Source organism: Variovorax sp. Varisp85 (genome assembly GCF_047304045.1).
Taxonomy (GTDB): domain Bacteria; phylum Pseudomonadota; class Gammaproteobacteria; order Burkholderiales; family Burkholderiaceae_C; genus Variovorax.
The window spans coordinates 1-25,237 of the sequence record NZ_JBGLYN010000037.1; the positions used below are offsets into that span (position 1 = coordinate 1).

Annotated in this window: 23 protein-coding genes and 1 tRNA gene; 18 read left to right on the forward strand and 6 right to left on the reverse strand. The window is 65.7% G+C overall.

Translation table 11 applies throughout. The annotated features are described in order from the left end of the window. Positions 1-308 precede the first annotated feature (308 nt). From iscR to ACCC97_RS16080, 13 genes are all read left to right on the forward strand, one after another. The gene (gene iscR / locus ACCC97_RS16020; protein ID WP_007828186.1) at positions 309-845 is read left to right on the forward strand and encodes a Fe-S cluster assembly transcriptional regulator IscR; all 537 of its coding nucleotides are present in this window, start codon (positions 309-311) and stop codon (positions 843-845) included. An 82-nt stretch (positions 846-927) separates the two neighbouring features. Beyond that, positions 928-2,148, forward strand: coding sequence for an IscS subfamily cysteine desulfurase (locus ACCC97_RS16025; protein ID WP_007828187.1), 1,221 nt, complete (start codon positions 928-930; stop codon positions 2,146-2,148). Positions 2,149-2,198: 50 nt separating this feature from the next. Next, a complete protein-coding gene (gene iscU / locus ACCC97_RS16030) occupies positions 2,199-2,618 on the forward strand; it encodes a Fe-S cluster assembly scaffold IscU (protein ID WP_007828189.1) in 420 nt (139 codons plus the stop codon). A 1-nt stretch (position 2,619) separates the two neighbouring features. After that, complete coding sequence (gene iscA, locus ACCC97_RS16035; protein WP_007828190.1) at positions 2,620-2,943, forward strand: iron-sulfur cluster assembly protein IscA; 324 nt, start codon at positions 2,620-2,622, stop codon at positions 2,941-2,943. Between the two features lie 153 nt (positions 2,944-3,096). Continuing rightward, positions 3,097-3,615, forward strand: coding sequence for a Fe-S protein assembly co-chaperone HscB (gene hscB / locus ACCC97_RS16040; RefSeq protein ID WP_007828191.1), 519 nt, complete (start codon positions 3,097-3,099; stop codon positions 3,613-3,615). A 4-nt stretch (positions 3,616-3,619) separates the two neighbouring features. After that, complete coding sequence (gene hscA, locus ACCC97_RS16045; protein WP_007828192.1) at positions 3,620-5,482, forward strand: Fe-S protein assembly chaperone HscA; 1,863 nt, start codon at positions 3,620-3,622, stop codon at positions 5,480-5,482. Positions 5,483-5,491: 9 nt separating this feature from the next. Beyond that, entirely contained in the window at positions 5,492-5,830 is a 339-nt protein-coding gene (gene fdx, locus ACCC97_RS16050) for an ISC system 2Fe-2S type ferredoxin (RefSeq protein ID WP_007828193.1), read from the forward strand. Between the two features lie 12 nt (positions 5,831-5,842). Then, on the forward strand, positions 5,843-6,550 hold the full coding sequence (gene dnaQ / locus ACCC97_RS16055; RefSeq protein WP_007828194.1) for a DNA polymerase III subunit epsilon: 708 nt from the start codon (positions 5,843-5,845) through the stop codon (positions 6,548-6,550). 75 nt (positions 6,551-6,625) lie between these two features. Continuing rightward, positions 6,626-6,700, forward strand: a tRNA-Val gene (locus ACCC97_RS16060). A 204-nt stretch (positions 6,701-6,904) separates the two neighbouring features. Continuing rightward, entirely contained in the window at positions 6,905-7,027 is a 123-nt protein-coding gene (locus ACCC97_RS16065) for a hypothetical protein (RefSeq protein ID WP_007828195.1), read from the forward strand. Positions 7,028-7,058: 31 nt separating this feature from the next. Continuing rightward, positions 7,059-8,162 carry an NAD(P)/FAD-dependent oxidoreductase gene (locus ACCC97_RS16070; RefSeq protein WP_007828197.1) on the forward strand — a complete coding sequence of 368 codons (1,104 nt, stop codon included), beginning with the start codon at positions 7,059-7,061 and terminating at the stop codon, positions 8,160-8,162. A 154-nt stretch (positions 8,163-8,316) separates the two neighbouring features. After that, on the forward strand, positions 8,317-8,613 hold the full coding sequence (locus tag ACCC97_RS16075; RefSeq protein ID WP_007828200.1) for a glycine zipper domain-containing protein: 297 nt from the start codon (positions 8,317-8,319) through the stop codon (positions 8,611-8,613). A 54-nt stretch (positions 8,614-8,667) separates the two neighbouring features. Beyond that, entirely contained in the window at positions 8,668-9,390 is a 723-nt protein-coding gene (locus ACCC97_RS16080) for a phage holin family protein (protein ID WP_413333844.1), read from the forward strand. 19 nt (positions 9,391-9,409) lie between these two features. On the opposite strand, the gene ACCC97_RS16085 is transcribed toward ACCC97_RS16080, so the two are convergent. Further along, a complete protein-coding gene (locus tag ACCC97_RS16085; RefSeq protein ID WP_413333845.1) occupies positions 9,410-10,489 on the reverse strand; it encodes a quinone-dependent dihydroorotate dehydrogenase in 1,080 nt (359 codons plus the stop codon). Between the two features lie 40 nt (positions 10,490-10,529). Between ACCC97_RS16085 and rpiA the strand changes: the two genes are divergently transcribed. Beyond that, positions 10,530-11,234, forward strand: coding sequence for a ribose-5-phosphate isomerase RpiA (gene rpiA / locus ACCC97_RS16090; protein WP_007828206.1), 705 nt, complete (start codon positions 10,530-10,532; stop codon positions 11,232-11,234). A 25-nt stretch (positions 11,235-11,259) separates the two neighbouring features. On the opposite strand, the gene ACCC97_RS16095 is transcribed toward rpiA, so the two are convergent. The 5 genes from ACCC97_RS16095 to ACCC97_RS16115 all read right to left on the reverse strand — a co-directional run bounded on the left by ACCC97_RS16095 (position 11,260) and on the right by ACCC97_RS16115 (position 18,099). Next, positions 11,260-11,901 (reverse strand): glutaredoxin family protein, encoded by a 642-nt coding sequence (locus tag ACCC97_RS16095; RefSeq protein WP_007828208.1) that lies wholly within the window; start codon positions 11,899-11,901, stop codon positions 11,260-11,262. A gap of 30 nt (positions 11,902-11,931) precedes the next feature. Further along, entirely contained in the window at positions 11,932-13,989 is a 2,058-nt protein-coding gene (locus ACCC97_RS16100) for a M3 family metallopeptidase (protein WP_007828209.1), read from the reverse strand. Positions 13,990-13,994: 5 nt separating this feature from the next. Beyond that, entirely contained in the window at positions 13,995-14,846 is an 852-nt protein-coding gene (folD, locus tag ACCC97_RS16105) for a bifunctional methylenetetrahydrofolate dehydrogenase/methenyltetrahydrofolate cyclohydrolase FolD (RefSeq protein ID WP_007828211.1), read from the reverse strand. 80 nt (positions 14,847-14,926) lie between these two features. Further along, positions 14,927-15,562: a response regulator transcription factor gene (locus tag ACCC97_RS16110; RefSeq protein WP_007828214.1), complete on the reverse strand. Its 636-nt coding sequence runs from the start codon at positions 15,560-15,562 to the stop codon at positions 14,927-14,929. Further along, positions 15,559-18,099, reverse strand: coding sequence for a PAS domain S-box protein (locus ACCC97_RS16115; RefSeq protein WP_413314670.1), 2,541 nt, complete (start codon positions 18,097-18,099; stop codon positions 15,559-15,561). Before ACCC97_RS16115 ends, ACCC97_RS16110 begins: the two co-directional genes overlap by 4 nt. Before the next feature lie 216 nt (positions 18,100-18,315). Between ACCC97_RS16115 and aceE the strand changes: the two genes are divergently transcribed. From aceE to lpdA, 4 genes are all read left to right on the forward strand, one after another. After that, a complete protein-coding gene (gene aceE / locus ACCC97_RS16120) occupies positions 18,316-21,030 on the forward strand; it encodes a pyruvate dehydrogenase (acetyl-transferring), homodimeric type (RefSeq protein ID WP_413333847.1) in 2,715 nt (904 codons plus the stop codon). A gap of 51 nt (positions 21,031-21,081) precedes the next feature. Continuing rightward, the gene (aceF, locus tag ACCC97_RS16125) at positions 21,082-22,746 is read left to right on the forward strand and encodes a dihydrolipoyllysine-residue acetyltransferase (RefSeq protein ID WP_413333849.1); all 1,665 of its coding nucleotides are present in this window, start codon (positions 21,082-21,084) and stop codon (positions 22,744-22,746) included. A gap of 70 nt (positions 22,747-22,816) precedes the next feature. Next, positions 22,817-23,410 (forward strand): MFS transporter, encoded by a 594-nt coding sequence (locus ACCC97_RS16130; protein ID WP_007828222.1) that lies wholly within the window; start codon positions 22,817-22,819, stop codon positions 23,408-23,410. After that, positions 23,407-25,233 carry a dihydrolipoyl dehydrogenase gene (lpdA, locus tag ACCC97_RS16135; RefSeq protein ID WP_413314672.1) on the forward strand — a complete coding sequence of 609 codons (1,827 nt, stop codon included), beginning with the start codon at positions 23,407-23,409 and terminating at the stop codon, positions 25,231-25,233. Before ACCC97_RS16130 ends, lpdA begins: the two co-directional genes overlap by 4 nt. Positions 25,234-25,237: the final 4 nt, after the last annotated feature.

The following is a 25,237-nucleotide window of genomic DNA, read 5'->3' on the forward strand; positions in this document are numbered from 1 at the left end:
GGGGGGGGCCCCCGCATGGGGGGGGGGGGGGGGCCAAAAACCCCCCCACCCGCCCCCTTTGGGCGCCCCGCCCTTGTGGGCGGGTCCCATTAATACACCCCACCGGGGGGGGGTTACCCCCCCGCCCGGTCCAGGGCCTTCTGCTATACTTGACCGAAATACTCAACAACAAAAAAAGAACTTCGCGATGAAGGACCGACTCCCACCGGCTGGTTCACCAGCGTCAGGGATCGGACAGGGCGGAGACGAAGTCACCGCGGTCCAGGCCACGGTGTCATTTCAACGGTAAGCACTTGAAGGAGCTTGCGATGCGTCTCACTACCAAAGGCCGTTTTGCGGTCACAGCAATGATCGATCTGGCGTTGCGTCAGAACACCGGTCCGGTCACGCTGGCTGCGATCAGCCAGCGGCAGCAGATTTCGCTGTCGTACCTCGAGCAGCTGTTCGGCAAGCTGCGCCGCCACGAGCTGGTCGAGTCGACCCGCGGCCCCGGCGGCGGCTACAGCCTCGGTCGCAAGGCTGCGGATATCACCGTGGCCGACATCATTGTTTCCGTCGATGAGCCTATCGATGCCACCCAGTGCGGCGGCAAGGAAAACTGCCTGGGCGAAGCCGGCCGCTGCATGACGCACGAACTCTGGGCCTCGCTGAACCAGCGCATGGTCGAGTTCCTTGATTCCGTCACCTTGCAGAAGCTGGTCGACGACCAGATCGCCAAGGGCGTGCAGATCGAGAACAAGCCGGTCGTCAAGCGTGCCATCTCGGCGCAGCCGGTGGTCAAGCCGATTCGCGTGAATGCGCCGAATTCGGTGTTCGCCCTCGGCAACGCCTTCGCCAAGTCCTGAGACCTGATTTCCGGCGGCGCCTCCGGGCGCCGGCACGAGCAGCCCAGATCAAGAAACAACCCCCCGCCAGCACGAGCCAGCCATGGACGTAACTCCTCATTTCCCGATCTATCTCGATTACGGCGCCACCACGCCGGTCGACCCGCGTGTGGTCGACGCCATGATTCCCTGGTTGCGCGAACACTTCGGCAATCCGGCATCGCGCAGCCATGCCTGGGGTTGGGAGGCTGAAGAGGCGGTCGAGAAAGCGCGCGGCCAAGTGGCTGAGCTGATCAACGCAGATCCCCGCGAAATCGTGTGGACCTCGGGTGCGACCGAGTCGATCAATCTCGCGCTCAAGGGTGCGGCCCATTTCTACAAGGGCAAGGGCAAGCACCTGATCACGCTGAAGACCGAGCACAAGGCCGTGCTCGATACCATGCGTGAACTGGAGCGCCAGGGCTTCGAGGTCACCTACCTCGACGTCGAGGAAAACGGCCTCGTCGACCTCGAGAAGTTCAAGGCGGCCATTCGTCCCGACACCATCCTGGCCAGCGTGCTGTTCGTGAACAACGAGATCGGCGTGATCCAGGACGTGGTCGCGCTCGGCAATGCCTGCCGCGAAAAGGGCGTGATCTTTCACGTCGATTCGGCCCAGGCCACCGGCAAGGTCGAGATCGACATCACGAAGCTGCCCATCGACCTGATGAGCCTCGCTTCGCACAAGACCTACGGCCCCAAGGGCATCGGCGCGTTGTACGTGCGCCGCAAGCCGCGCATCCGCCTCGAGGCGCAAATGCACGGCGGCGGCCACGAGCGCGGCATGCGCTCGGGCACCCTGCCCACGCACCAGATCGTCGGCATGGGCGAGGCCTATCGCATCGCCAAGCTCGAGATGAAGGACGACATCGCCCATGCACGCAGCCTGCAAAAGCGCCTGCTCGACGGCCTGAAGGACGTCGAACAGGTGTTCATCAACGGCGACCTCGAGCACCGCGTGCCGCACAACCTGAACATGAGCTTCAACTACGTCGAAGGCGAGTCGCTGATCATGGGCATCAAGGGCCTGGCGGTGTCGTCGGGTTCGGCCTGCACCTCGGCCAGCCTCGAGCCCAGCTACGTGCTGCGCGCCCTGGGCCGCAGCGACGAGCTGGCCCACAGCAGCCTGCGCATGACCATCGGCCGTTTCACGACCGAGGAAGAAATCGACTACGCCATTTCGACCATCAAGCACAACGTTGCCAAGCTGCGCGAGCTGAGCCCCCTGTGGGAGATGTTCCAGGACGGCGTCGACATCAGCACGATCCAGTGGTCGGCCCACTGATACAGGGCAGCCCAAGGCTCCACGATTGAACAAAGTTTGAGAGGTACACCATGGCATATTCTTCCAAGGTCATCGACCACTACGAAAATCCCCGCAACGTCGGCTCCTTCGAAAAGGGCGACGATTCGGTCGGCACCGGCATGGTCGGCGCACCGGCCTGCGGCGACGTGATGAAGCTGCAGATCAAGGTCAACCCCGAAACCGGTGTGATCGAAGACGCACGCTTCAAGACCTACGGCTGCGGCTCGGCCATTGCCTCGTCGTCGCTCGTGACCGAATGGGTCAAGGGCAAGACACTCGACGAAGCGGCTGCGCTGAAGAACGCGCAGATCGCCGAAGAGCTGGCGCTGCCGCCCGTGAAGATCCACTGCTCCATCCTGGCCGAAGACGCGATCAAGGCCGCCGTGAGCGACTACAAGGCCAAGCACGGCGTCAAGACCGCCGAGTCCGCTGCCGAAGCCGTCCACTGACATGGCCGTTACGCTGACCGAAGCCGCTGCGCGACACGTCACCCGCTACCTCGGCAAGCGAGGCAAGGGCGTGGGCGTGCGGCTGGGCGTGAAGACCACGGGCTGCTCGGGCCTGGCCTACAAGCTCGAGTACGTGGACGAGTTCACGCCTGAAGACGTGGTGTTCGAAGACCACGGCGTGAAGGTGCTGGTCGACCCGAAGAGCCTGGCCTACATCGACGGTACGCAGCTCGACTTCGTGCGCGAAGGCCTGAACGAAGGCTTCAAGTTCATCAACCCGAACGAGCGTGATCGCTGCGGTTGCGGGGAAAGCTTTCGCATTTGATGCGTCGTCGCTGAGCGCGACCACAGCCGCCACCATGTCATGTGCTGGCGGTTTTTTCTTGATCCATATGAGCCCCCACGTTCGGTACTTTGTGTCCTCACTGCCCCCCGAGGGGGCGCAGACCGCCTTTGGGGCGGCCCGGCAGGCAGTCTGATGAACCTGAACGACACCGACTTTCAACTGTTTGCCGTCCCGGCGACTTTCGCGCAGGACCGCGCCGCGCTCGACGCGCGCTGGAAAGAACTGCAGCGCGAGGTTCACCCGGACCGCTTTGCCGCGCAGGGCGCCGCGGCGCAGCGCGTGGCCATGCAATGGTCGGTGCGCATCAACGAGGCCTACCAGCGGCTCAAGGACCCGATCCGCCGTGCCAGCTACATCTGCGAATTGCACGATGCGCCGCTGAACACCGAGAACAACACGGCGATGCCGGCGGAATTCCTGATGCAGCAGATGGAGTGGCGCGAGGCGCTGGACGACATCGACAGCACCGCCGCGCTCGACAAGTTGCTGGCCGAGGTCGAAGCTGCTCGCGCACGCGCACTCTCGTCCCTCGACTGGCTGATCGACGAAAAAGGCGACTACCCCGCCGCCGCGCAGCAGGTGAGAGCCCTCATGTTCATTGAGCGCTTCGGACAGGACGTCGAAGCCAAATTCGATCAATTGGGACAATAAGGGCATGGCTCTTCTTCAGATTTCCGAACCCGGCCAGGCGCCCGACCCGCATCAGCGCCGCATCGCCGTGGGCATCGACCTTGGCACCACCCATTCGCTGGTCGCCGCGGTGCGCAACGGCGTGGCCGAATGCCTGCCCGACGACAAAGGCCGCGTGCTGCTGCCTTCAGCGGTGCGCTACCTTGAAGGCGATCGCCGCCAGATCGGCTTCGATGCAGCGGCCGCGCGCGCGCAGGACCCTGCCAACACCATCACCTCGGTCAAGCGGCTCATGGGCCGCGGCCTCGCCGACATCGCGAACCGTGACGCCATGTCGTACCGCATCGGCGGCGACGATGGCGGCATGGTGAAGGTGCACACCTCGGCCGGCGAGAAGTCGCCCGTCGAAATCAGCGCCGAAATCCTGGCCACGCTGCGCTTTCGCGCCGAAGACACCTTCGACGACGAGCTCTACGGCGCCGTCATCACCGTGCCGGCGTATTTCGACGAAGGCCAGCGCCAGGCGACCAAGGACGCCGCGCAGCTGGCCGGCCTCAACGTGCTGCGACTGATCAGCGAGCCTACCGCCGCGGCGATCGCATATGGACTGGACAACGCGAGCGAAGGCGTCTACGCGGTTTACGACCTGGGCGGCGGCACATTCGATATCTCGATCCTGCGGCTCACTCAGGGCGTTTTCGAGGTGATTGCCACGGGTGGCGACTCCGCCCTCGGCGGTGACGACTATGACCATGCTCTGGCCGGCTTGGTGCTTGCCCAGACGGGCCTGCACGCCGACAGCGATGCCGACAAGGCGGCGTTGCTGGTTGCCGCGCGGGCCGCGAAAGAGGCGCTGACCGATTCGGAATCCACCGTATTCCGCGCGGAAGTGGCAGGCGCAGCCGCCAGCCTCGAGCTGACGCGCGAGCAGTTCTACACCGCCACCCAGTCGCTCACCGACCGCACCATCGCCGCCGTGCGCAAGGCGCTGCGCGACGCGAAGCTCAAGCCCGACGACCTGAAAGGCATCGTGCTGGTCGGCGGGTCCACCCGCATGCCGCAGGTCCGGCGCGCCGTTGCCGATTTCTTCGGCCGCGAACCGCTGGTCAACCTGAATCCCGACGAGGTCGTGGCTCTCGGTGCTGCCATCCAGGCCAACCAGTTGGCCGGCAACAACGGTGCGGGCGAGCTGCTGTTGCTCGACGTGATCCCGCTGTCGCTCGGCATCGAGACCATGGGAGGGCTGGTCGAGCGCATCGTGCCGCGCAACCAGACCATTCCGACCGCGATGGCGCAGGACTTCACGACGTATCAGGATGGCCAGACCGCGTTGGCGCTGCACGTGGTGCAGGGCGAGCGCGACCTCGTGTCCGACTGCCGCAGCCTCGCGCGCTTCACGCTGCGCGGCATTCCGCCGATGGTGGCCGGCGCGGCGCGCATCCGTGTGACCTTCACGGTCGATGCCGACGGCCTGCTCAGCGTGAGCGCGAAGGAGCAGGGCAGCGGCGTTGAAGCCAGCGTGGCGGTCAAGCCGTCGTACGGCCTGTCGGACGACCAGATCGCGACCATGCTGCAGGAAAGCTTTTCCACCGCGCAGCAGGACATGCAGGCCCGCGCACTCGTGGAAGCACGCGTCGATGCCGACCGCATGCTGCTGGCCACGCAGAGCGCGCTCGATGCCGACGGCGACCTGCTCAGCGTCGAGGAACGCGCGGTCATCGACGCATCGATGGCGCAGTTGCGCGAGGCTGCCAAGGGCAGTAACGAGGCCGCCGCCATCGACGCGGCCACCAAGAAGCTGGCTGATGACACCGAGGCCTTCGCCGCCCAGCGCATGAACGCGGGCATTGCGCGCGCGCTTGCCGGGCGCAAGGTCGAATCTCTCTAGAACAACAACATGCCCACGATCAAGATCTATCCGCATCCCGAATACTGCCCGCAAGGCGCCGAGATCACCGCGCCGGCCGGCACCTCGATCTGCGAGGCCCTGCTCGACAACGACATCAACATCGAGCACGCGTGCGAGATGAGCTGCGCGTGCACCACCTGCCACGTGATCGTGCGGGAGGGCTTCAATTCGCTCAATGAGGCAGAAGAGGGCGAGGAAGACCTGCTCGACCGTGCCTGGGGCCTGGAGCCGCAGTCGCGCCTGAGTTGCCAGTCGATCCTGGCGCAGGAAAATGTGACGATCGAGATTCCCAAGTACTCGATCAACCACGCCAAAGAGAATCACTGAAAGAGCCACCGCATGTCGCGCCAGATCGTCCTCGACACCGAAACCACCGGCCTTTCCGCCGAGAACGGCGACCGCATCATCGAGCTCGGCTGCGTGGAGCTCTTCGCCCGCAAGCTCACCGGCAACGACCTGCACATCTACTTCAACCCCGAGCGCGAGAGCCATGAAGACGCGTTGAAGGTTCACGGCCTGACGACCGACTTCCTGCGCGACAAGCCGAAGTTCGCGACGCTGGCCAACGACATCGTTGAATACCTGCGCGATGCCGAGCTGATCATCCACAACGCGGCCTTCGACGTCGGCTTTCTCAACAAGGAGTTCGAGCGCGCCGGATTGCCGGCGCTGCGCACCTTCGTCAGCGAAGTGACCGACACGCTGGCCATGGCCAAGCAGGTCTACCCCGGCAAGCGCAATTCGCTGGATGCGCTGTGCGACCGTTTCGGCGTCGACCGCTCCAACCGCACCTTCCACGGCGCCAAGCTCGACGCGCAGCTGCTGGCGGACGTGTACATCAACCTCACGCGCGGTCAGGATGCGCTGCTGATCGACGTGGCCTCGAACGAGCCCGCGCAAGGTACAACCGTGGTGGCCATCGACCTGAGCCAGTTCGAGCTGCCGGTGATCATGGCGGCCGAGCACGAACTGACCGCGCACGAGGCGGTGTTGGTGCAACTCGACAAATCGAGTGGCGGTCGCACGCTGTTTCGGGAAAACGGCTGAAAAGCTATGGCATAATCTGAGGCTTCGCACAACGCGATACGTTTTCAAGACGCTGAAGGCAAACAGCAGCGTTTCGGGCGGTTAGCTCAGGGGTAGAGCACAGCATTCACACTGCTGGGGTCGGAGGTTCGAAACCTCCACCGCCCACCAAATCAAAAAGCGACCTGGATTTCCAGGTCGCTTTTTTGTTGCGCGTTTTCTTCTGGATCCACTGCGCGCCGAACAGGTCGGGTTCTGCGGCATGCCCGGCGTGCGGCACATGAGCTGTCGGTCCGCACCGACGGCAAGTGCAGCCAAGGGCCGTTTGAACTTTCCATGTCGGAGTTCTAGAACCAATGGGAAAGGAGCGCCACCATGGCCACCCATCCCGACCTTCCGACACCTGTCACACCGGATCTGCCCGTCGAGCCCGACGAAGGGCCGAGCACACCACCCGACGAACCCACCGATCCCGAGCCGCCGCCCTCCGTAAAGTGATTCCACGCGCGGGCCGCGCTAAGCTCGCGCGATGGAAGAAATTGATTGCGCCGTCATCGGCGCCGGTGTGGTGGGGCTGGCAGTGGCGCGCGCCTTGGCGCTCGCCGGGCGGGAGGTGCTGGTGCTCGAATCCGAAGGTGCGATAGGGACGGGCACGAGTTCGCGCAACAGCGAAGTCATTCATGCAGGCATCTACTACCCGCAGGGCTCGCTGAAGGCGAAGCTTTGCGTTGAAGGGAAGGAGTTGCTGTACGCCTATGCGGCGGAGCGCGGTGTGCCGCATCGACGCTGCGGCAAGCTCATCGTGGCGACATCGCCGGGGCAGGCGGACCAGCTCGATGCCATTCGGGTCAAGGCTGCGGCGAACGGTGTCGGCGACCTGGCGATGCTGACCGCGCAGCAGGCCGGTGCGCTGGAGCCGCAGCTGCATTGCGTCGCGGCGCTGCATTCGCCAAGCACCGGTATTGTCGACAGCCATGCCCTCATGCTGAGCCTGCTCGGCGATCTGGAGAACGCAGGCGGCATGCTGGCGCTGAAATCGTCCATCACGCGCGCCGAATGTGGCGCTGGGGCTGTTGTCCTGATCGCGGAGGACGGCACGGCGTTGCGTTGCCGTAGCGTGGTCAATGCGGCAGGTCTCGGTGCCCCTGCGTTGGCGCGGTGCTTCGAGGGCCTGCCGCCTTCGGCGGTGCCCGTGGAGCACTTTGCCAAGGGCAATTACTTCACTCTGTCGGGGCGTGCGCCGTTCGGGCGCCTCGTCTATCCCGTGCCCGAGCCCGGCGGATTGGGCGTACACCTCACGATCGACCTGGGCGGCCAAGCCAAGTTCGGGCCCGACGTGCAGTGGGTGTCCTCGCCTGGCGACCTGGTGGTGGACCCGACGCGCGGCGACGGTTTCTATGCCGAGGTGCGCAAGTACTGGCCCGCGCTGCCCGACGGTGCCCTGATTCCGGGCTATGCGGGGATGCGGCCGAAGATCTCGGGCCCAGGCGAGCCGGCGGCGGACTTCATGATCGACGGACCCGATTCGCATGGCATACAAGGGCTGGTCAATCTCTTCGGTATCGAGTCGCCGGGCCTCACGAGCAGCCTGGCCATCGGGCGGCACGTCGCGCGCCTGCTGGCGGGTGAATGAAGCGTGCTAGTACGCAATGAAGTCGCATCTCGCACCAAAGTCTGATCATCTGTCGCGCCCGAGGGCCTTTTGTGCCTGTAACATGACAGGACGCCATCGCTGGCGTGAAAGCCGCCGGCGCGGTGCCGGTGTCATCAATGGAGGAAAGATTCCAATGAGTGCATCCCAAAATCTTGAAGCAGCGGCCGAAGACATCGCAAGCGACGTGCGCGGCGTGCTGGCAAGCAAGGACCTGGATTCGGTTCCCCACATCAAGGCGCTGCGCCAGCGCATCGACACCAAGCTGGCCATCGCACGCGAACTAGCGGCCGAGAAGAGCAAGCTCGCCGCCAAGAAGGCCCGCGAAGCGGCCAACTCCGCCAACGCCTACGCCCATGACGAACCATGGCAGATCGCCGGTGCTGCACTGGCTGTCGGCGTGCTGGTGGGCCTGCTGCTTGGCCGCCGCTGACCTGAGCATTCGCCGCCGCAGCATCGTTCGCCCGGACATGGCCGGAGCCAGCCCATGAGGCTGTCGTCCCTGTTCGGGCTGAACGCCCGGATTCGCCGGCTGCGCATCGCCGCCGCCGAAGGCGCGCTGGCGGCCGAAGACCGGGTGCAGCTGCTGCGCATGGCCTGGGAGGACGAGAAGCAGCGCCTCAAGCTGTTGCTTGTCTTCAGTCTGGCCGTGTTGGGGCTGACCACGGTCACGGTGGCTCTGCTGTCCGTGGCGGTGGTGGTTCATTTCTGGGAAACGCCCCACCGCATCGTGGCCGCATGGTCGGTGGCGGGGGTGTGGATCGTGCTTTGGCTGGCGGCCGCCATCGGCTTGCTGCTGTCGCTGCGCAACGCATCCAACAGCTTCGTGCCGGCACGCCGCGAGTTCGAACGCGACTGGGCCTGGGTCCAGGACCGTTTCGGCCTCGGCAAGGACCCTGAGCAGGACGAAGAGGCGCCGCGCCCCCCGCGGCCTGCCACGCGCGAGGAACTGCTGGCGCGCATGGAGCGTCAGCGCGAGCGCATCGCGACGTTGCAGGGTGGACGCGAGCAGGCGCAGCCGGTCGGCGGTTCAGGCGAGGGCGAAGCGACTCCGCCCAACGAATCGGCGGCCGCCGCGGCACTGCGCATTGCGCGTGCGCATCCGGTGGCTACCGGCGTCGTTGCTGCGGCTGCCGTGGTGGTGATCCGGCCGAAGCGCCTGCTGCGTTGGGCCGCGGTCATCGCGCCAATACTCTGGCGCATGCGCTGAAAGAGACGAAGAAAGAAGCTCAGGCCTGGCTGCGATCCCGCAGCAGCGCCTGGGCGGCTTCGCGCACCAGCGCAGGGCCGCGGTAGATCAGGCCGGTGTAGATCTGCACCACGTCCGCACCCGCGGCGATCTTGGCCTTGGCATCGGCTGCGCTCAGGATGCCGCCGACCCCGATGATCGGAAAACCCGACCCGAGCGCCGCACGCAGCTGGGCGACCACGCGGTTGCTGGCCTCGCGCACCGGCGCACCCGACAGTCCGCCCGCTTCATCCGCATGCGGCAGGCCCTTGACCGCATCGCGCGCGAGCGTGGTGTTGGTGGCGATCACGCCGTCCATGCCGTGACGCTTCAGCGTGGCGGCAATCACCGCCACCTGGGCCTCGTCGAGATCGGGGGCGATCTTCACGAACAGCGGGGAGCGCTTGTTGTGGCTCGCGGCCAGCGCCTCGCGCCGTTCGGCCACCGCGCCGAGCAGCGCATCGAGCGCTTCATCGCTCTGCAGCGTGCGCAGGTTGGCGGTGTTGGGGCTCGAGATATTGATTGTCACGTAGTCGGCGTGCGGGTATACGCCGTCGAGGCAGAGCAGGTAGTCGTCCACCGCGCGCTCGATCGGCGTGGCGGCGTTCTTGCCGATGTTCAGGCCCAGCAGCATCGGCGACGTGGTGCCCGTGCCGGTCTTGCGGAAACGCGCCTTCTGCACATTGGCCAGGAAGGCGTCGAGCCCTTCGTTGTTGAAGCCGAGCCGGTTGATCAGCGCATCGCGCTGCGGCAGCCGGAACATGCGAGGCTTGGGGTTGCCCGGCTGCGCCTTCGGCGTCACCGTACCGACTTCGACGAATCCGAAGCCCATCGCGGCGAAGGCGTCAATGCAGCGGGCGTTCTTGTCAAGCCCGGCCGCCAGGCCCACGCGGTTCGGAAAGTGCAAGCCGGCGAGCTGGATCGGGTCGTTCACGCGCGGTGCCGAATAGGCGCAGGCCAGCGGCGTGTTCTGGGTGCGTGCCAGGCCGTCCAGCGTGAGTTCATGGGCGTGCTCGGGGTCGAAGCCGAACAGGAAAGGGCGGGCCAGGCCGTAGAGCGAAGAGGGCATCAGCAGGGGCATCGGATAATTCTGAACTTCTATGAGCCAAGGATTCTCCGCGATGACCGCACCCGCCACCCCAACCCCTCTTTCTCAGGATGAACTCAAGGCCCAGGTCGGCCTTGCCGCGCTGGCCTACGTGGTCAAGGGCGAGATCGTCGGCGTCGGAACCGGCTCCACGGTGAACAAGTTCATCGACGCGCTGGCCACCATCAAGGACGAGATCAAGGGCGCTGTCTCCAGCTCGGTAGCTTCGACCGAGCGCCTGCGCGCACTGGGCATCCCGGTGTTCGACAGCAACGAGGTGGAAGAACTGGCTGTCTACATCGACGGCGCCGACGAAATCGACCACCGCGGCTTCATGGTGAAGGGCGGTGGCGCCGCGCTCACGCGCGAAAAGATCGTGGCGGCGCAGTCGCGCAAGTTCATCTGCATCGCCGATGCGTCCAAACTGGTCGATGCGCTGGGCGCGTTTCCGCTGCCCGTGGAGGTGATTCCGATGGCCGCGCGCCGGGTGATGCGCCAGTTCGCGAGCATGGGTGGCATCGCCCAGGTGCGCGAGAAGGACGGCCTGCCGCTGGTTACCGACAACGGTCAGCACATCGTGGACGTGACTGGCCTGCGGATCACCGATCCGCTGGCCTTCGAGTCCGAGGTGAGCCAATGGCCTGGCGTGGTGACGGTGGGCGTCTTTGCGCACCAGAAAGCCGACGTGTGCCTGCTGGGTACCCCGACGGGCGTGAAGACGATGCAGTTCGCCCGATGATCCGCGGCCGCGAACGCGGCCTGGGTCAGAACTTGATGCCGGCCGGGTTGCTCGGGGTCGGTTCGCTCGAGGCGGGAGGCGGCGACGCGGGCTGCGCAGCCGGTGCCGCAGGGGCCCGGGTTGCGGGTGCTGCCTGTTGCGCGATCAGTGGCCGCGCCAGGCCGTTGCGATAGCCCGCGGGCAGGCTGTTGCTCTTGGGATAGCCGGCCGCGTCGAGGTACTGCGACCACTCGGCATCCGAAAAGCCCTTGAGCTGCTGCGATCCGATGGTCAGCAGCGGCAGCGAACTCTGGCTGCTCAGGCGCTGTAGCGCCTGGACTTCCTCGTTGCTCTTGACGGTTCGCTCTTCGAACGGGATGCCACGCGTGACAAGCAGCGAGCGTGCCGTGCTGCAGGGGCCGCATTCGTCGCTGCTGTACAGGGTGACGGGGTAGCGCTGCGCCACCTGCCGCAATTCATACGGCAGGCCCGCATTGGCGGGCGTGGTGACGCCGCCCTGCGGCCCCGAAGCCGCTTCGGTGCTGGCGGTCGGAGCGCGATCTGAAAAGGTGACCTTGCCGTTTTTGTCGACCTGGCGGTAGATGGGCTGTGCCATCGCGCCCGCGGCAACGAGCGCAAGGGCGAGGCCGCTCAGGCGATGCAGTGAGAGTTTGTGAATCGGATGCATCGCCCGAGTATCGCAAGCTTCAGCGCCGCATCAAACGGGCTGGGGCTCCGCCATGCCCTGATGTCGCAGCAGCGCATCAAGCTGGGGCTCGCGGCCGCGGAAGGCCTTGAACGAATCCATGGCGCTGCGGCTGCCGCCGGCCTCCAGGATGGCCTGGCGGTACTTGCGGCCGGTCTCGATGTTCGGCTCGCCGTCGGCGCCCACGGTTTCCTCGAAGGCCGCGTAGGCGTCGGCACTCAGCACCTCGGCCCACTTGTAGCTGTAGTAGCCGGCCGCGTAGCCGCCCGAGAAGATGTGGCTGAAGGTATTCGGCGTGCGGCTGAACGGCGGCGAGGGCATCACGGCCACCTCGGCGCGCACCTTGCCGAGCAGCGCCATCACATCGCCGGGCTTGGCCGCCGCTGCGTGGTACTCGGTATGCAGCAGCATGTCGAACAGCGAGAATTCGATCTGGCGCAGCGTCTGCAGGCCGCTCTGGAAGTTCTTGGCGGCCGTCATCTTGTCGAACAGCGCGCGCGGCAGCGGCTCGCCGGTGTCGACGTGGGCGGTCATGTGCTTGAGCACGTCCCACTCCCAGCAGAAGTTCTCCATGAACTGGCTCGGCAGCTCGACCGCGTCCCACTCGACACCGCTGATGCCCGAGACGTCGCGCTCGTTCACCTGCGTGAGCATGTGATGCAGGCCGTGGCCGAACTCGTGGAAGAGGGTGGTCACGTCGTCGTGCGTGAGCAGCGGCGGCTTGCCGTCGACGCCGCTGGCGAAGTTGCACACCAGCTGCGCAACCGGCGTTTGCAGCACGCCGTTGTCGGGGCGTAGCCAGCGGGCGCGCACATCGTCCATCCAGGCGCCGCCGCGCTTGGCGGCGCGCGCGGAGGGGTCCAGGTAGAACTGGCCGACCTTCTGGCCGGCGCGCTCGATGCGATAGAACTCCACGCTCGGGTGCCACGTGGGCGCCGAGTCGCGGCGGATCGACACCTCGAACAGCGTCTCGACGATCTTGAACAGCCCGGCCATGACCTTCGGCGCGGGGAAGTACTGCTTCACCTCCTGCTCGCTGAAGGCATAGCGCGCTTCCTTGAGCTTTTCGCCGATGTAGTTCCAGTCCCAGGGTTGCGGGTCGGTGATGCCCAGTTGCTCCGAGGCGAAGACCCGCAGGTCGGCCAGGTCGCGCTCGCCATAGGGCTTGGCCTTGGTGGCGAGATCGCGCAGGAACTTGACGACTTGCTCGGGCGATTCGGCCATCTTCGGCACGACGGACAGCTCGCCGTAGTTCCTGTAGCCCAGCAGCTTCGCTTCTTCCTCGCGCAGCGCGAGGATCTCCGTGATGAGCGCCGTGTTGTCGAAGGCGGCATCGCCGAATTCGCTGGCGCGCGTGACGTAGGCGCGGTAGAGCTTCTCGCGCAGCGCGCTGCTCCTGGCGAACTGCATCACCGGCAGGTAGCACGGCATCTTGAGCGTGAGCTTGTAGCCTTCCTTGCCCTCGGCTTCGGCGGCTGTGCGAGCGGCGCTCACGACGTCCTCGGGCACGCCCTCGAGCTCGCCCAGCGAGGCGTAGTAGGCAAAGGCATCGGTCGCGTCGAGTGCGTTCTCGCTGAACTTCTGGCTCAGCTCGGCCTGGCGCTCCTGGATGTCGGCGAAACGCTTCTTGGCGTCGCCCTGCAGTTCGGCGCCGCCGAGCACGAAGTTGCGCACGGCGTTCTTGTGCGCCTGGCGCTGCTCGGGGTTGAGCGTGGCCGGATCGATGGCCTTGTATTTGGCGTACAGGCGCTCGTCGGAACCCAGGCGGGTCCAGAACGCGGTGACGCGCGGCATGGCCTCGTTGTAGGCAGCGCGCAGCTCCGGCGTGTCGGCCACGGCATTGAGGTGGCCGACGGCACCCCAGGCGCGGCTGAAGCGTTCGGAGGCCACGTCGAGCACCCTGGAGATCGCGTTCCAGTCGGCCGGGAATTCGGACGCCGTTACCGTCTGCAGCGCGGTCTCGGCATCGGCCAGCAGGGTGTCGACCGCGGGCGACACATGCTCGGGCCTGATGCGATCGAACAGCGGGAGATCGGTGAAGTCGAGGAGTGGGTTGTTCGTGGTGGCCATGGAAATCACTTGGCGGCGCGTTCCGCAGCTTCAAGGGTATTGACGAGGAGCATGGCGCGGGTCATCGGGCCGACGCCGCCCGGCACGGGGGTGATCCAGCCAGCCACTTCCTTCACGCTGTCGAAATCGACGTCGCCGGCCAGCTTGCCGTCGGCCTTGCGGTTCATGCCGACGTCGATGACCACCGCTCCGGGCTTCACCATGTCGGCCGTCAGGAGATCGAGCTTGCCCACGGCAGCCACGATCACGTCGGCCTGCCGCGTGATGGCGCCGAGGTCTTGCGTGGCGCTGTGGCAGATGGTCACGGTGGCGCTCTTGGCCAGCAGCATCATGGCCATCGGCTTGCCGACGATGTTGCTGCGGCCGATGACCACCGCGTGCTTGCCGCGCAGGTCGTAGCCGATGGATTCGAGCATCTTCATGCAGCCGTGCGGCGTGCAGGGCCAGAAGCCGGGTGCGCCGGTCATCAGCGCGCCGGCGCTGGCGACGTGGAAGCCGTCGACGTCCTTGGCGGGCGAGATCGTCTCGATGACTTTCTGGCTGTCCATGTGCTTGGGCAGTGGCAGCTGAACCAGGATGCCGTGCACCTTCGGGTCGTCGTTGAGGGCGCGGATGCGGGCCAGCAAGTCAGCTTCGCTCAGGTCGGCGGGGTAGGTCTCGAGCGTGGCCTGCAGGCCGGTCTCGGTGCTGTCGTTGACCTTGTGCTTCGTGTAGACCTGGCTGGCCGGATCGCTGCCCACCAAAATGATGGACAGTGCCGGGTTCACGCCGCGCGCCTTCAGCGCGGCGGTGCGGCCGGACACCTCGGCACGAATGGTTTTGGCGAGGGCGTTGCCGTCGATCAGTTGGGCGGTCATCGGTTTTGATTTTCCAAGTAAAAACGCCCGCTTGCGCAGGCGTGGGGAAGGTGCGTGGCTATCGGCGGGATAGCTGCGGCTCAGGAGGCCTTGGCCGTGGGGGCCGCTTGCCCGAGCGCTATCTTGAGCAGATCGGCCACAGTGTTGGCGTTGAGCTTTTCCATGATGTTGGCGCGATGCGCCTCGACCGTCTTGATGCTGATGCCGAGGTCGTCCGCGATCTGCTTGTTCAGGCGGCCGGCGACGATGCGTTCGAGCACCTGCGCCTCGCGGCCCGTGAGCTTGGACAGCAGCGCATCGCGGCTGGCCGACTGCTGGTGCTGCGTGAAGGCGCCGCGCGCATGTTCGAGCATGCGCTCGACCAGCGTGACAAGCTCTTCGTCGTTGAAGGGCTTCTGGATGAAATCCATCGCGCCCTTCTTCATGCTGTCGACCGCCATCGGCACGTCGCCGTGGCCGGTGATGACCACGATCGGCAGCGGGGAGCGGCGTTCGATCAGGCGATCCTGCAGTTCGAGGCCGGTCATGCCGGCCATGCGGATGTCGACGATCAAACAGGCGACTTCGCGCGGGTCGTATCGGGAGAGAAAGGATTCGGCGGAATCGAAACAGCGGACTCTGTAGTCCTTGCCCTCGAGCAGCCATTGCAGCGAATCGCGTACGGCTTCGTCGTCGTCGACGACATAGACCGTGCCCTTCTTCGGAATCAAACTCATGCAGGTACCTTTGCCTCGTCGCTAGCTACGGAACTGATAGCGTCCAACACCGGAATCCAGAAGGAAAAACGGCATCCGATCACATCCGGGCCATTGTAGATGTTCTCCGCCTGCATCCGGCCGCGGTGCGACTCGACGATGGTGCGGCACAGATTGAGCCCGATGCCCATGCCCTCGGGCTTGGTGGAGAAGAAGGCTTCGTAGAGCCGGTCCATCACTTCCGGAGCGAGCCCCTTGCCCGTGTCCTGCACCGAGAACTCGATGGCGTTGTGGCCTTCGATGACCTTGGGCAGCACGCGCAGCTCGACGCTGCGGCGCGCCAGCGGGCGCTCGGCGATGTCGATGGATTCGGCCGCGTTCTTCAGCAGGTTGACCATCACCTGCTCGATGAGGATCGGGTCGACGCGCACCACCGGCAGCCGCGCGGCCACGTAGTGGTTCAGGCGCACGTTGCGCCGGCGCAGCTCGATGCCTGCCAGCTCGACCGCCTCGCTCACCATGGTGGCCACGTCGGCCGGCGTGCGGTTGGGTTCGCTGCGCTTCACGAAAGAGCGGATGCGCTGGATGATCTGGCCGGCGCGCTGGGCCTGCTTCGACGTTTTCTCGAGCGCGGCGAGCAGCGCGTCGTTGTCGATCGATTGGCCCTTGATGCGCGACATCATCCCGTTGCAGTAGTTGGTGATGGCGGTCAGCGGCTGGTTGAGCTCGTGGGCCACGCTGGAGGCCATCTCGCCCATCGTGATGAGTCGGCTCGCAGCCTGGGCCTTGTCGGCCTGAGCGGCGGCCTGCTCCTCGGCGTCGCGGCGCGGCGTGATGTCGGTGGCGATCACCAGCTGCGCGAGGCGGCCGTCGACCCATGTCAGGTAGCGCGAACGCACTTCGAGCCATTTGCCGAGGTGCGGCACGAAGATTTCGTTGTTGGCCGCCTGCGCCGCGGTGAGCGTGTCGATCGGCAGGCCCGCGTACGGATCGACGTCGTCGAGGCCTTCGTCGTGCGCATTCGAGGCTGGCACACCTGCCTGCGCGACCATGCCCAGATGGCCCACGGTGTCGGAGCCGAACCAGAGCCGGTACAGCTTGTTGGCGAACAGCAGTTCCTCGCTGCCGATGGGGGCCACCGACACGGCCGCATCGAGCGCTTCCAGCACGGTGGTGAAGCGTTCGTACGAAGCCGACAACTGCTCGCGGATGCGCGTGGGCTCGGTGATGTCGGTCATCGACGTCATCCAGCCGGTCTGGTGGCCGCGCGCGTCGATCAGCGGCGACACGTAGAGCCGGGCGTTGAACACGCTGCCGTTCTTGCGCTTCACGCGCACCTGGAAGCCGCCGGGCAGGGCACGGCCATGCAGCTCTTCTTCCAGGCGCTCGTTCATCACTTCGCGGTCGGATTCGAGCCAGTAGGGGAAGGGCGGCGACTGGCCGACGAGCTCGGCCTCGCTCCATCCGGTCATCGCGCAGAAGGCGGCGTTCACGTAGGTGATGCGGCCCTGCAGGTCGAGCACGCGCATGCCGGTCAGCATGGAGTTCTCCATGGCGCGGCGGAAATTGGTTTCTGCGACCAGCCGCTGCTGTGCCTGCAGCCGCCGCCGCGTGTGCCGCCAGGTGCCGATGAGCATCCAGCTCGTGAGCACGCTGAGCGCGCAGACCAGCCAGAACAGCCCGTTGCCGACCACGCCCTGCGAGGTGCGGTAGGCCTGCGCCCGCAGCACCAGAGCATTGCCCACCGGGGACACCGGCACTTCGTATTCGTTGGTCCGCTCGGTCCAGGGCAGCAGGCGCGTGCCGCCTTCCTTCAGGGTGGTGGTGTTGCCCGCGATCGCGTGGCCCTTGGCGTCGAGCAGCGACACCGCATAGCGCGCCTGTACTTCGGACGGCATGCCGTAGCGCAGCAGCCCGTCGACCGAGAACTCGCCAAGCACGACGCCCGCGAACAGGCCTTGATCGAAAAGGGGGATGTGCAGCTGCAGCATCGCAGGGGGGTCGCCCCCGGCCACGGGCTGCGAATACACCGGCTGGCGCAGCTCGCGGGCCAGCGCATAGTTGCTCTCGATGTCGCCGGGACGCAGCACGTCGCCGATCAGGTGCTGCTGGGCCGGGTGCACGCTGGGCGCCGCATAGCCGGCCTTGAAGCGGCGGCGGTCGTCGATCCAGGTGATGGTCTGCAGCTCGGGGAACTGGCTCACCAGCGACTCGGCTCGGCTGGTGAATTCGACCGGGTCGATCTCGCGGTTGGAAGCGTCGCGCGCGATGCGCATCAACTGCTCCTGCCGTTCCAAAAGCCGCAGGCGCATGCGCTGCTGTGCGTATTCGACGTCGCGGCGCACCGACTCCTGCTCGCGCTCGACTTCCTCGGTGCGCAGGTACCAGAAGGCGGACACGATGGCGGCAAGAAACAACAGCACGGCCGCCATCGGCGCGAGCATGGCGACTGCGTCCTGCAGCACCGGCGTCTGCCGGCGCCACCACCTGCGCCACCAGGACAGGGGCGAGGCATTCACGGCACTGCGGGCAACTGCCAGCGGAGAGGAAAAAGGCATGGTCCGAGTTTAGGTGAAGCCCTTCGGAAACGACGGCAAAGCAACGTCGGCCCGGGCTTGCGCGCGGTTTTGCGCAGGGCAAACGCGAACTGAAAATTTCATATTAAGAAATTGATACGCACTATTTGAAATCTCGATGTTTCTATGCGAAACTCCGCCGCGTTCGCTGCACAGCGCACTTAAATTACAGCCACAGCCCTAAAAGGAGAGACAAGCATGTCGGCAAATCCCGAGAACCTGTTCGGCTCGGCCGCAAACGATGCGGACGCCCAGGAGACCCGTGAATGGATGGATGCACTGTCCTCCGTCATCCAGAGCGAGGGTCCGGAGCGGGCCCACTTCCTTCTCGAGCAACTGCTCGAACATGCCCGCCAGAACACGGTCGACATGCCGTTCTCGGCCAACACGGGCTACGTCAACACCATCGAGCCCTCGCAGGAGGCCCGCAGCCCCGGCAACCTCGAGATCGAACAACGCCTGCGTGCCTACATGCGCTGGAATGCCATGGCGATGGTGGTCAAGGCCAACCGCATCCACCCGCCCGAAGGCGGCGACCTCGGCGGCCACATCGGCTCCTTCGCCTCGCTGGCCAGCATGTTCGGCGCCGGCTTCAACCACTTCTGGCACGCCGAGAGCGAGAACCACGGCGGCGACCTGCTCTACATCCAGGGCCACGTTTCGCCCGGCATTTATGCCCGCGCCTACCTCGAAGGCCGCCTCTCCGAAGAGCAGCTGCTCAACTTCCGCCAGGAAGTGGACGGCAAGGGCCTGTCGAGCTACCCGCACCCCAAGCTGATGCCGGAGTTCTGGCAGTTCCCGACCGTCTCGATGGGCCTGGGGCCGCTGATGGCGATCTACCAGGCGCGCTTCCTCAAGTACCTGCATGCACGCGGCATCGCCAACACCGAGAACCGCAAGGTCTGGGTGTTCTGTGGCGACGGTGAGATGGACGAGGTGGAATCGCTGGGCGCCATCGGCCTGGCGGCGCGCGAGAACCTCGACAACCTGATCTTCGTCATCAACTGCAACCTGCAGCGCCTGGACGGTCCGGTGCGCGGCAACGGCAAGATCATCCAGGAACTGGAAGGCGAATTCCGCGGTGCCAACTGGAACGTCGTCAAGCTGATCTGGGGCAAGGGCTGGGACGCCCTGCTCGAAAAGGACCATGACGGCGCGCTGCGCAAGATCATGATGGAGTGCAACGACGGCGACTACCAGGCCATGAAGGCCAACGACGGTGCCTACGTGCGCAAGAACTTCTTCGGCCGCGACCCGCGCACGCTGAAGATGGTCGAGCACATGACCGACGACGAGGTCTGGAGCCTGCAGCGCGGCGGCCACGACTCGCAGAAGGTGTACGCCGCCTTCCACGCCGCCCAGAACCACAAGGGCCAGCCCACGGTGCTGCTCGTCAAGACCGTCAAGGGCTTCGGCATGGGCAAGATCGGCGAAGGCAAGAACACGGTCCACCAGACCAAGAAGCTCGGCGACGAGGACATCAAGGCCTTCCGCGACCGCTTCAACATTCCGATTCCCGACAGCCAGATCGCCGAGCTGCCGTTCTACAAGCCGGCCGACGACACGCCGGAAATGCGCTACTTGCACGAGCGCCGCAAGGCGCTCGGCGGCTACCTGCCGCATCGCCGCGCCAAGGCCGACGAGAGCTTCACGGTGCCCTCGCTCGACACCTTCAAGTCGGTGATCGAGCCCACGGCCGAAGGCCGCGAGATCTCGACCACGCAGGCCTACGTGCGCTTCCTCACGCAGCTGCTGCGCGACAAGGCGCTGGGCCCGCGCGTCGTGCCCATCCTGGTGGACGAGGCCCGCACCTTCGGCATGGAAGGCTTGTTCCGCCAGATCGGCATCTACAACCCGCACGGTCAGCAGTACACCCCGGTCGATAAAGACCAGGTCATGTACTACAAGGAAGACAAGGCCGGCCAGATCCTGCAGGAAGGCATCAACGAAGCCGGCGGCATGTCGAGCTGGATCGCGGCGGCCACGTCGTACAGCACGAACAACCGCATCATGGTGCCGTTCTACGTGTACTACTCGATGTTCGGCTTCCAGCGCATCGGCGACCTGGCCTGGGCGGCCGGCGACATGCAGGCCCGCGGCTTCCTGCTGGGCGGCACCTCGGGACGCACGACGCTGAACGGCGAAGGCCTGCAGCACGAAGACGGTCACAGCCACATCCTGGCCAACACCATCCCGAACTGCGTGAGCTACGACCCGACCTTCGCGCACGAAGTCGGCGTGATCCTGCATCACGGCCTGAAGCGCATGGTCGAGAAGCAGGACAACGTCTACTACTACCTGACGCTGCTCAACGAGAACTACGCGATGCCCGGCCTCCAGCCCGGTACCGAAGAGCAGATCATCAAGGGCATGTACCTGTCGAAGCAGGGCCCTGCGCTCAAGGCCAAGGCACCGACCGTGCAACTGCTGGGCAGCGGCACCATCCTGCGCGAAAGCTTTGCCGCGCAAGAGCTGCTCGAAAAGGACTGGGGCGTGTCGGCTTCCGTGTGGAGCTGCCCGAGCTTCAATGAGCTCACGCGTGACGGCCAGGACGCCGACCGCTGGAACCTGCTGCACCCGGACCAGACGCCGCGCGTGCCCTTCGTGGCCGAGCAGCTTGCGCCCACCACCGGCCCGGTGGTCGCCTCGACCGACTACATGAAGGCTTACGCCGAGCAGATTCGCCCCTTCATCCCGAAGGGCCGTACCTACAAGGTGCTGGGCACCGACGGCTTCGGCCGCAGCGACTTCCGAAACAAGCTGCGCGAGCACTTCGAGATCAACCGCCACTACATCGTGGTGGCTGCGCTCAAGGCGCTGAGCGAAGATGGCACCGTGCCGGTGGCCAAGGTGGTGGAAGCGATCAAGAAGTACGGCATCAATGTCGACAAGGTCAACCCGCTCTACGCCTGACCCTCAACAATCAACGAACGAAACGGCGCCTCAGGGCGGGAGACAAACGATATGGCAGCAGTGGAAGTCAAGGTGCCGGACATCGGCGATTTCGATGAAGTCGCGGTGATCGAGGTGCTCGTGAAGGTGGGCGACACGGTCAAGGCCGAGCAGTCGCTCATCACGGTGGAGTCGGACAAGGCATCGATGGAAATTCCGTCGTCGACCGCCGGCGTGGTCAAGGAGCTGAAGGTCGAGGTCGGCAGCAAGGTCAAGGAAGGCTCGGTGGTGCTCGTGCTCGAGGCCGAGGGAGCGGGTGCTGCAGCAGCACCGGCGCCCGCGGCTGCTCCGGCAGCAGCGCCGGCTCCTGCGCCGGCCGCAGCGGCCCCCGCGCCGGCTGCTCTCGCGGCACCCCCAGTGGCCTCGGGCCCGGTGGAGGTCAAGGTGCCCGACATCGGCGACTTCAAGGACGTCGCCGTCATCGAATTGCTCGTGAAGGTGGGCGACGTGATCAAGGCCGAGCAGTCGCTCATCACGGTGGAGTCGGACAAGGCCTCGATGGAAATTCCGTCGTCGGCTGCGGGCGTGCTCAAGGAACTCAAGGTCAAGGTGGGCGACACGGTCAACATCGGTGACCTGATCGCGGTGCTCGAAGGCGCTGCAGGGGCCGCTGCTCCGGCGCCGACCCAGGCAGCGGCTGCCGCACCGGCAACCGCAACCGCCAGTGCACCTGCACCGACTGCTGCATCGGCGCCTGCTGCCGCCGCTGCTCCGGCTCATCAGCCGACGGTCGCCCCCAGCGCCAGCCTTCCGCACGCCTCGCCCTCGGTGCGCAAGTTCGCGCGCGAACTCGGCGTGCCGCTCGAAGAGGTCAAGGGCTCCGGTCCCAAGGGCCGCATCACGCAGGAAGACATCCAGAACTTCACCAAGGCCGTGATGAGCGGCCAGGCCAGCACCAAGGCCTCGGCGGCCAAGGCGCCGGCCGGTGGTGGCGACGGCGCCGCGCTGGGCCTGATTCCATGGCCCAAGGTCGACTTCACGAAGTTCGGCACGGTCGAGCGCAAGGACCTGTCGCGCATCAAGAAGCTCAGCGGCGCGAACCTGCACCGCAACTGGGTGATGATCCCGCACGTCACCAACAACGACGAAGCCGACATCACCGAGCTCGAGGCCTTCCGCGTCTCCACCAACAAGGAGAACGAGAAATCGGGCGTGAAGGTCACGATGCTGGCCTTCGTCATCAAGGCGGTGGTCGCGGCGCTGAAGAAGTTCCCCGAGTTCAACACCAGCCTGGACGGCGACCAGCTCGTCTACAAGCAGTACTACAACATCGGCTTCGCGGCGGACACGCCGAACGGCCTCGTGGTGCCGGTGCTCAAGGATGCCGACAAGAAGGGCATCCTGCAGATCAGCGCCGAGATGGGCGAGCTCGCCAAGAAGGCGCGCGACGGCAAGCTCGGCTCGGCCGACATGCAGGGCGGCTGCTTCTCGATCAGCTCGCTGGGCGGCATCGGCGGCACGCACTTCACGCCGATCATCAACGCTCCCGAAGTGGCCATCCTCGGCCTCTCGAAGGGCCAGATGAAGCCGGTGTGGGACGGCAAGCAGTTCGTGCCGCGCCTGACGCTGCCGATGTCGCTGTCGTACGACCACCGCGTGATCGACGGCGCCCTGGCTGCGCGTTTCAACGCCTACCTGGGCCAGGTGCTCGCGGACTATCGCCGTATTCTTCTATGACCCCCCGAGCACCTGCGGTGCTCCCCCCAGAGGGGGGCGCCTCCCTTGGGGCGGCCCGGCGGGAGGCGCTATGACCACCGTAGTGGCCGTCCGCAAAGGCGGCCAGGTCACGATGGCAGCCGATTCTCTGGTGACCTTCGGCGACACGCGGCTTTCGCACCGCGCCGAGGCGAACCAGAAGATCTTCACCGTCGAGGATGCGGCGGGGCAGAGCCTGTTCGCGGTGGCTGGTGCCGCCGCGCACTTCCTGGTGCTGCAGCACGCGCTGGCCGCGCAGCCGCGCGAGCAGTTGTTGTTCGGCAGCAAGCACGAGATCTTCCGCACCTTCACGATGCTGCATCCGGTGCTGAAGGACTCGTTCTTCATGCAGACCAAGGAAGACGAGCACGAGCCCTACGAGTCGAGCCAGTTCACGATGCTGCTGGCCAACCAGAGCGGCATCTACGGCATCTACAGCTACCGCGAGGTGTTCGAGTTCAAGGAGTTCTGGGCCATCGGCTCGGGACGCAGCTTTGCGCTCGGCGCCATGCACGCGGCCTATGACATCAAGTCGCGCAACTCGCGCGACGTGGCGGAGGCAGGCATCGCCGCCGCCTGCGAATTCGATCGCAATTCGGCCCCACCGGTCGACGTTCTCACACTCAAACTGAAAGTGTCCAAATGAGCGAACAACAAATCAAGGTGCCCGACATCGGCGACTTCGACGAAGTGGCAGTGATCGAGGTGCTGGTCAATGTAGGAGACACGGTCAAGGCCGAGCAGTCGCTGATCACGGTCGAATCGGACAAGGCCTCGATGGAGATTCCGTCGTCCGCTGCCGGCGTGGTGAAGTCGCTGGCCGTGAAGGTGGGCGACAAGGTCAAGGAAGGCTCGGTGGTGCTGACGCTGGAGGTGGACGGTGCCGCGGCGGCAGCGCCCGCAGCGGCCGCACCGGCGCCCGCAACTGCGCCCCCCGCATCCAAGGCAGCGCCCGCACCGGCCCCTGCATCGGCGGCCGTGGCGGTGTCGAGCTATGGCGGCAAGGTCGATGTCGAATGCGACGTGATCGTGCTCGGCGCCGGCCCCGGCGGTTACTCGGCCGCCTTCCGTGCCGCTGACTTGGGCCTGAAGGTCGTGCTGATCGAGCGCTACGCCACCCTCGGCGGCGTGTGCCTGAACGTCGGCTGCATCCCGTCGAAGGCGCTGCTGCACGTGGCTTCCGTGATGGACGAGGTCAAGCATTTCGCCGACCTCGGCGTGAGCTTCGCCGCGCCCACGGTCGACCGCGCCAAGCTGCTCGGCCACAAGAACAAGGTGGTGGGCAAGCTCACCGGCGGCCTCACGGCCATGGCCAAGATGCGCAAGGTGACGGTGCTGCGCGGCGTCGGCAACTTCATCGATCCGTACCACCTCGAGGTGGAAGAAACCTCCGGCACGAGCTGGGACACCACCGGCAAGAAGCAGACGGTCAAGTTCCGCAACGCGATCATCGCGGCCGGTTCGCAGTCGGTGAGCCTGCCGTTCATGCCGAAGGACCCGCGCGTGGTCGACTCGACCGGCGCGCTCGAGATGGGCACCGACCCCAAGCGCATGCTGATCCTGGGCGGCGGCATCATCGGCCTCGAAATGGGCACGGTGTATTCCACGCTCGGCGCGCGCCTGGACGTGGTCGAGATGCTCGACGGCCTGATGCAGGGCGCCGACCGCGACCTCGTGAAGGTCTGGCAGAAGATGAACACCCCGCGCTTCGACAACATCATGCTCAAGACCAAGACGGTCGGCGCCGAAGCCACGAAGGAGGGCATCAAGATCACCTTCGAGGGCGAGAACGCGCCGAAGGAACCGCAGGTCTACGACCTCGTGCTGCAGGCCGTGGGCCGCAGCCCGAACGGCAAGAAGATCGGCGCCGAGAAGGCAGGCGTCACGGTGAGCGACCGGGGCTTCATTCCGGTCGACATCCAGATGCGCACCAACGTGCCCCACATCTTCGCCATCGGCGACATCGTGGGCCAGCCCATGCTGGCGCACAAGGCGGTGCACGAGGCGCACGTGGCAGCTGAAGTCATCGCCGGCGAGCAGAAGGGGGACAAGGAGTTGTCCAGCGCCGCCTTCAATGCCCGCGTGATCCCCAGCGTCGCCTACACCGACCCCGAAGTGGCGTGGGTCGGCCTCACCGAGGACCAGGCGAAGGCCGAGGGCATCAAGGTCAAGAAGGGGCACTTCCCGTGGACGGCCTCGGGCCGAGCCATTGCCAACGGCCGCGACGAGGGCTTCACCAAGCTGCTGTTCGATGCCGAAACGCACCGCATCCTCGGCGGGGGCATCGTCGGCACGCATGCCGGTGACATGATCGGCGAGATCGCTCTGGCGATCGAGATGGGCGCGGACGAGATCGACATCGGCAAGACCATCCACCCGCACCCGACGCTGGGCGAAAGCATCGGCATGGCGGCGGAAGTGGCGCATGGCACCTGCACGGACCTGCCGCCGGCGAAGAAGGCCGCATGACCCA

Coding starts and splice junctions, on each gene's coding strand:
- ACCC97_RS16025 (WP_007828187.1), top strand. CDS start 928: ATGGACGTAACTCCTCATTTCCCGATCTATCTCGATTACGGCGCCACC.
- ACCC97_RS16075 (WP_007828200.1), top strand. CDS start 8,317: ATGAGTGCATCCCAAAATCTTGAAGCAGCGGCCGAAGACATCGCAAGC.
- ACCC97_RS16065 (WP_007828195.1), top strand. CDS start 6,905: ATGGCCACCCATCCCGACCTTCCGACACCTGTCACACCGGATCTGCCC.
- aceF (WP_413333849.1), top strand. CDS start 21,082: ATGGCAGCAGTGGAAGTCAAGGTGCCGGACATCGGCGATTTCGATGAA.
- hscB (WP_007828191.1), top strand. CDS start 3,097: ATGAACCTGAACGACACCGACTTTCAACTGTTTGCCGTCCCGGCGACT.
- iscA (WP_007828190.1), top strand. CDS start 2,620: ATGGCCGTTACGCTGACCGAAGCCGCTGCGCGACACGTCACCCGCTAC.
- ACCC97_RS16085 (WP_413333845.1), bottom strand. CDS start 10,489: ATGCCCCTGCTGATGCCCTCTTCGCTCTACGGCCTGGCCCGCCCTTTC.
- ACCC97_RS16070 (WP_007828197.1), top strand. CDS start 7,059: ATGGAAGAAATTGATTGCGCCGTCATCGGCGCCGGTGTGGTGGGGCTG.
- ACCC97_RS16100 (WP_007828209.1), bottom strand. CDS start 13,989: ATGGCCACCACGAACAACCCACTCCTCGACTTCACCGATCTCCCGCTG.
- ACCC97_RS16095 (WP_007828208.1), bottom strand. CDS start 11,901: ATGCATCCGATTCACAAACTCTCACTGCATCGCCTGAGCGGCCTCGCC.
- rpiA (WP_007828206.1), top strand. CDS start 10,530: ATGACCGCACCCGCCACCCCAACCCCTCTTTCTCAGGATGAACTCAAG.
- aceE (WP_413333847.1), top strand. CDS start 18,316: ATGTCGGCAAATCCCGAGAACCTGTTCGGCTCGGCCGCAAACGATGCG.
- lpdA (WP_413314672.1), top strand. CDS start 23,407: ATGAGCGAACAACAAATCAAGGTGCCCGACATCGGCGACTTCGACGAA.
- dnaQ (WP_007828194.1), top strand. CDS start 5,843: ATGTCGCGCCAGATCGTCCTCGACACCGAAACCACCGGCCTTTCCGCC.
- ACCC97_RS16130 (WP_007828222.1), top strand. CDS start 22,817: ATGACCACCGTAGTGGCCGTCCGCAAAGGCGGCCAGGTCACGATGGCA.
- hscA (WP_007828192.1), top strand. CDS start 3,620: ATGGCTCTTCTTCAGATTTCCGAACCCGGCCAGGCGCCCGACCCGCAT.
- fdx (WP_007828193.1), top strand. CDS start 5,492: ATGCCCACGATCAAGATCTATCCGCATCCCGAATACTGCCCGCAAGGC.
- iscU (WP_007828189.1), top strand. CDS start 2,199: ATGGCATATTCTTCCAAGGTCATCGACCACTACGAAAATCCCCGCAAC.
- folD (WP_007828211.1), bottom strand. CDS start 14,846: ATGACCGCCCAACTGATCGACGGCAACGCCCTCGCCAAAACCATTCGT.
- ACCC97_RS16115 (WP_413314670.1), bottom strand. CDS start 18,099: ATGCCTTTTTCCTCTCCGCTGGCAGTTGCCCGCAGTGCCGTGAATGCC.
- iscR (WP_007828186.1), top strand. CDS start 309: ATGCGTCTCACTACCAAAGGCCGTTTTGCGGTCACAGCAATGATCGAT.
- ACCC97_RS16110 (WP_007828214.1), bottom strand. CDS start 15,562: ATGAGTTTGATTCCGAAGAAGGGCACGGTCTATGTCGTCGACGACGAC.
- ACCC97_RS16080 (WP_413333844.1), top strand. CDS start 8,668: ATGAGGCTGTCGTCCCTGTTCGGGCTGAACGCCCGGATTCGCCGGCTG.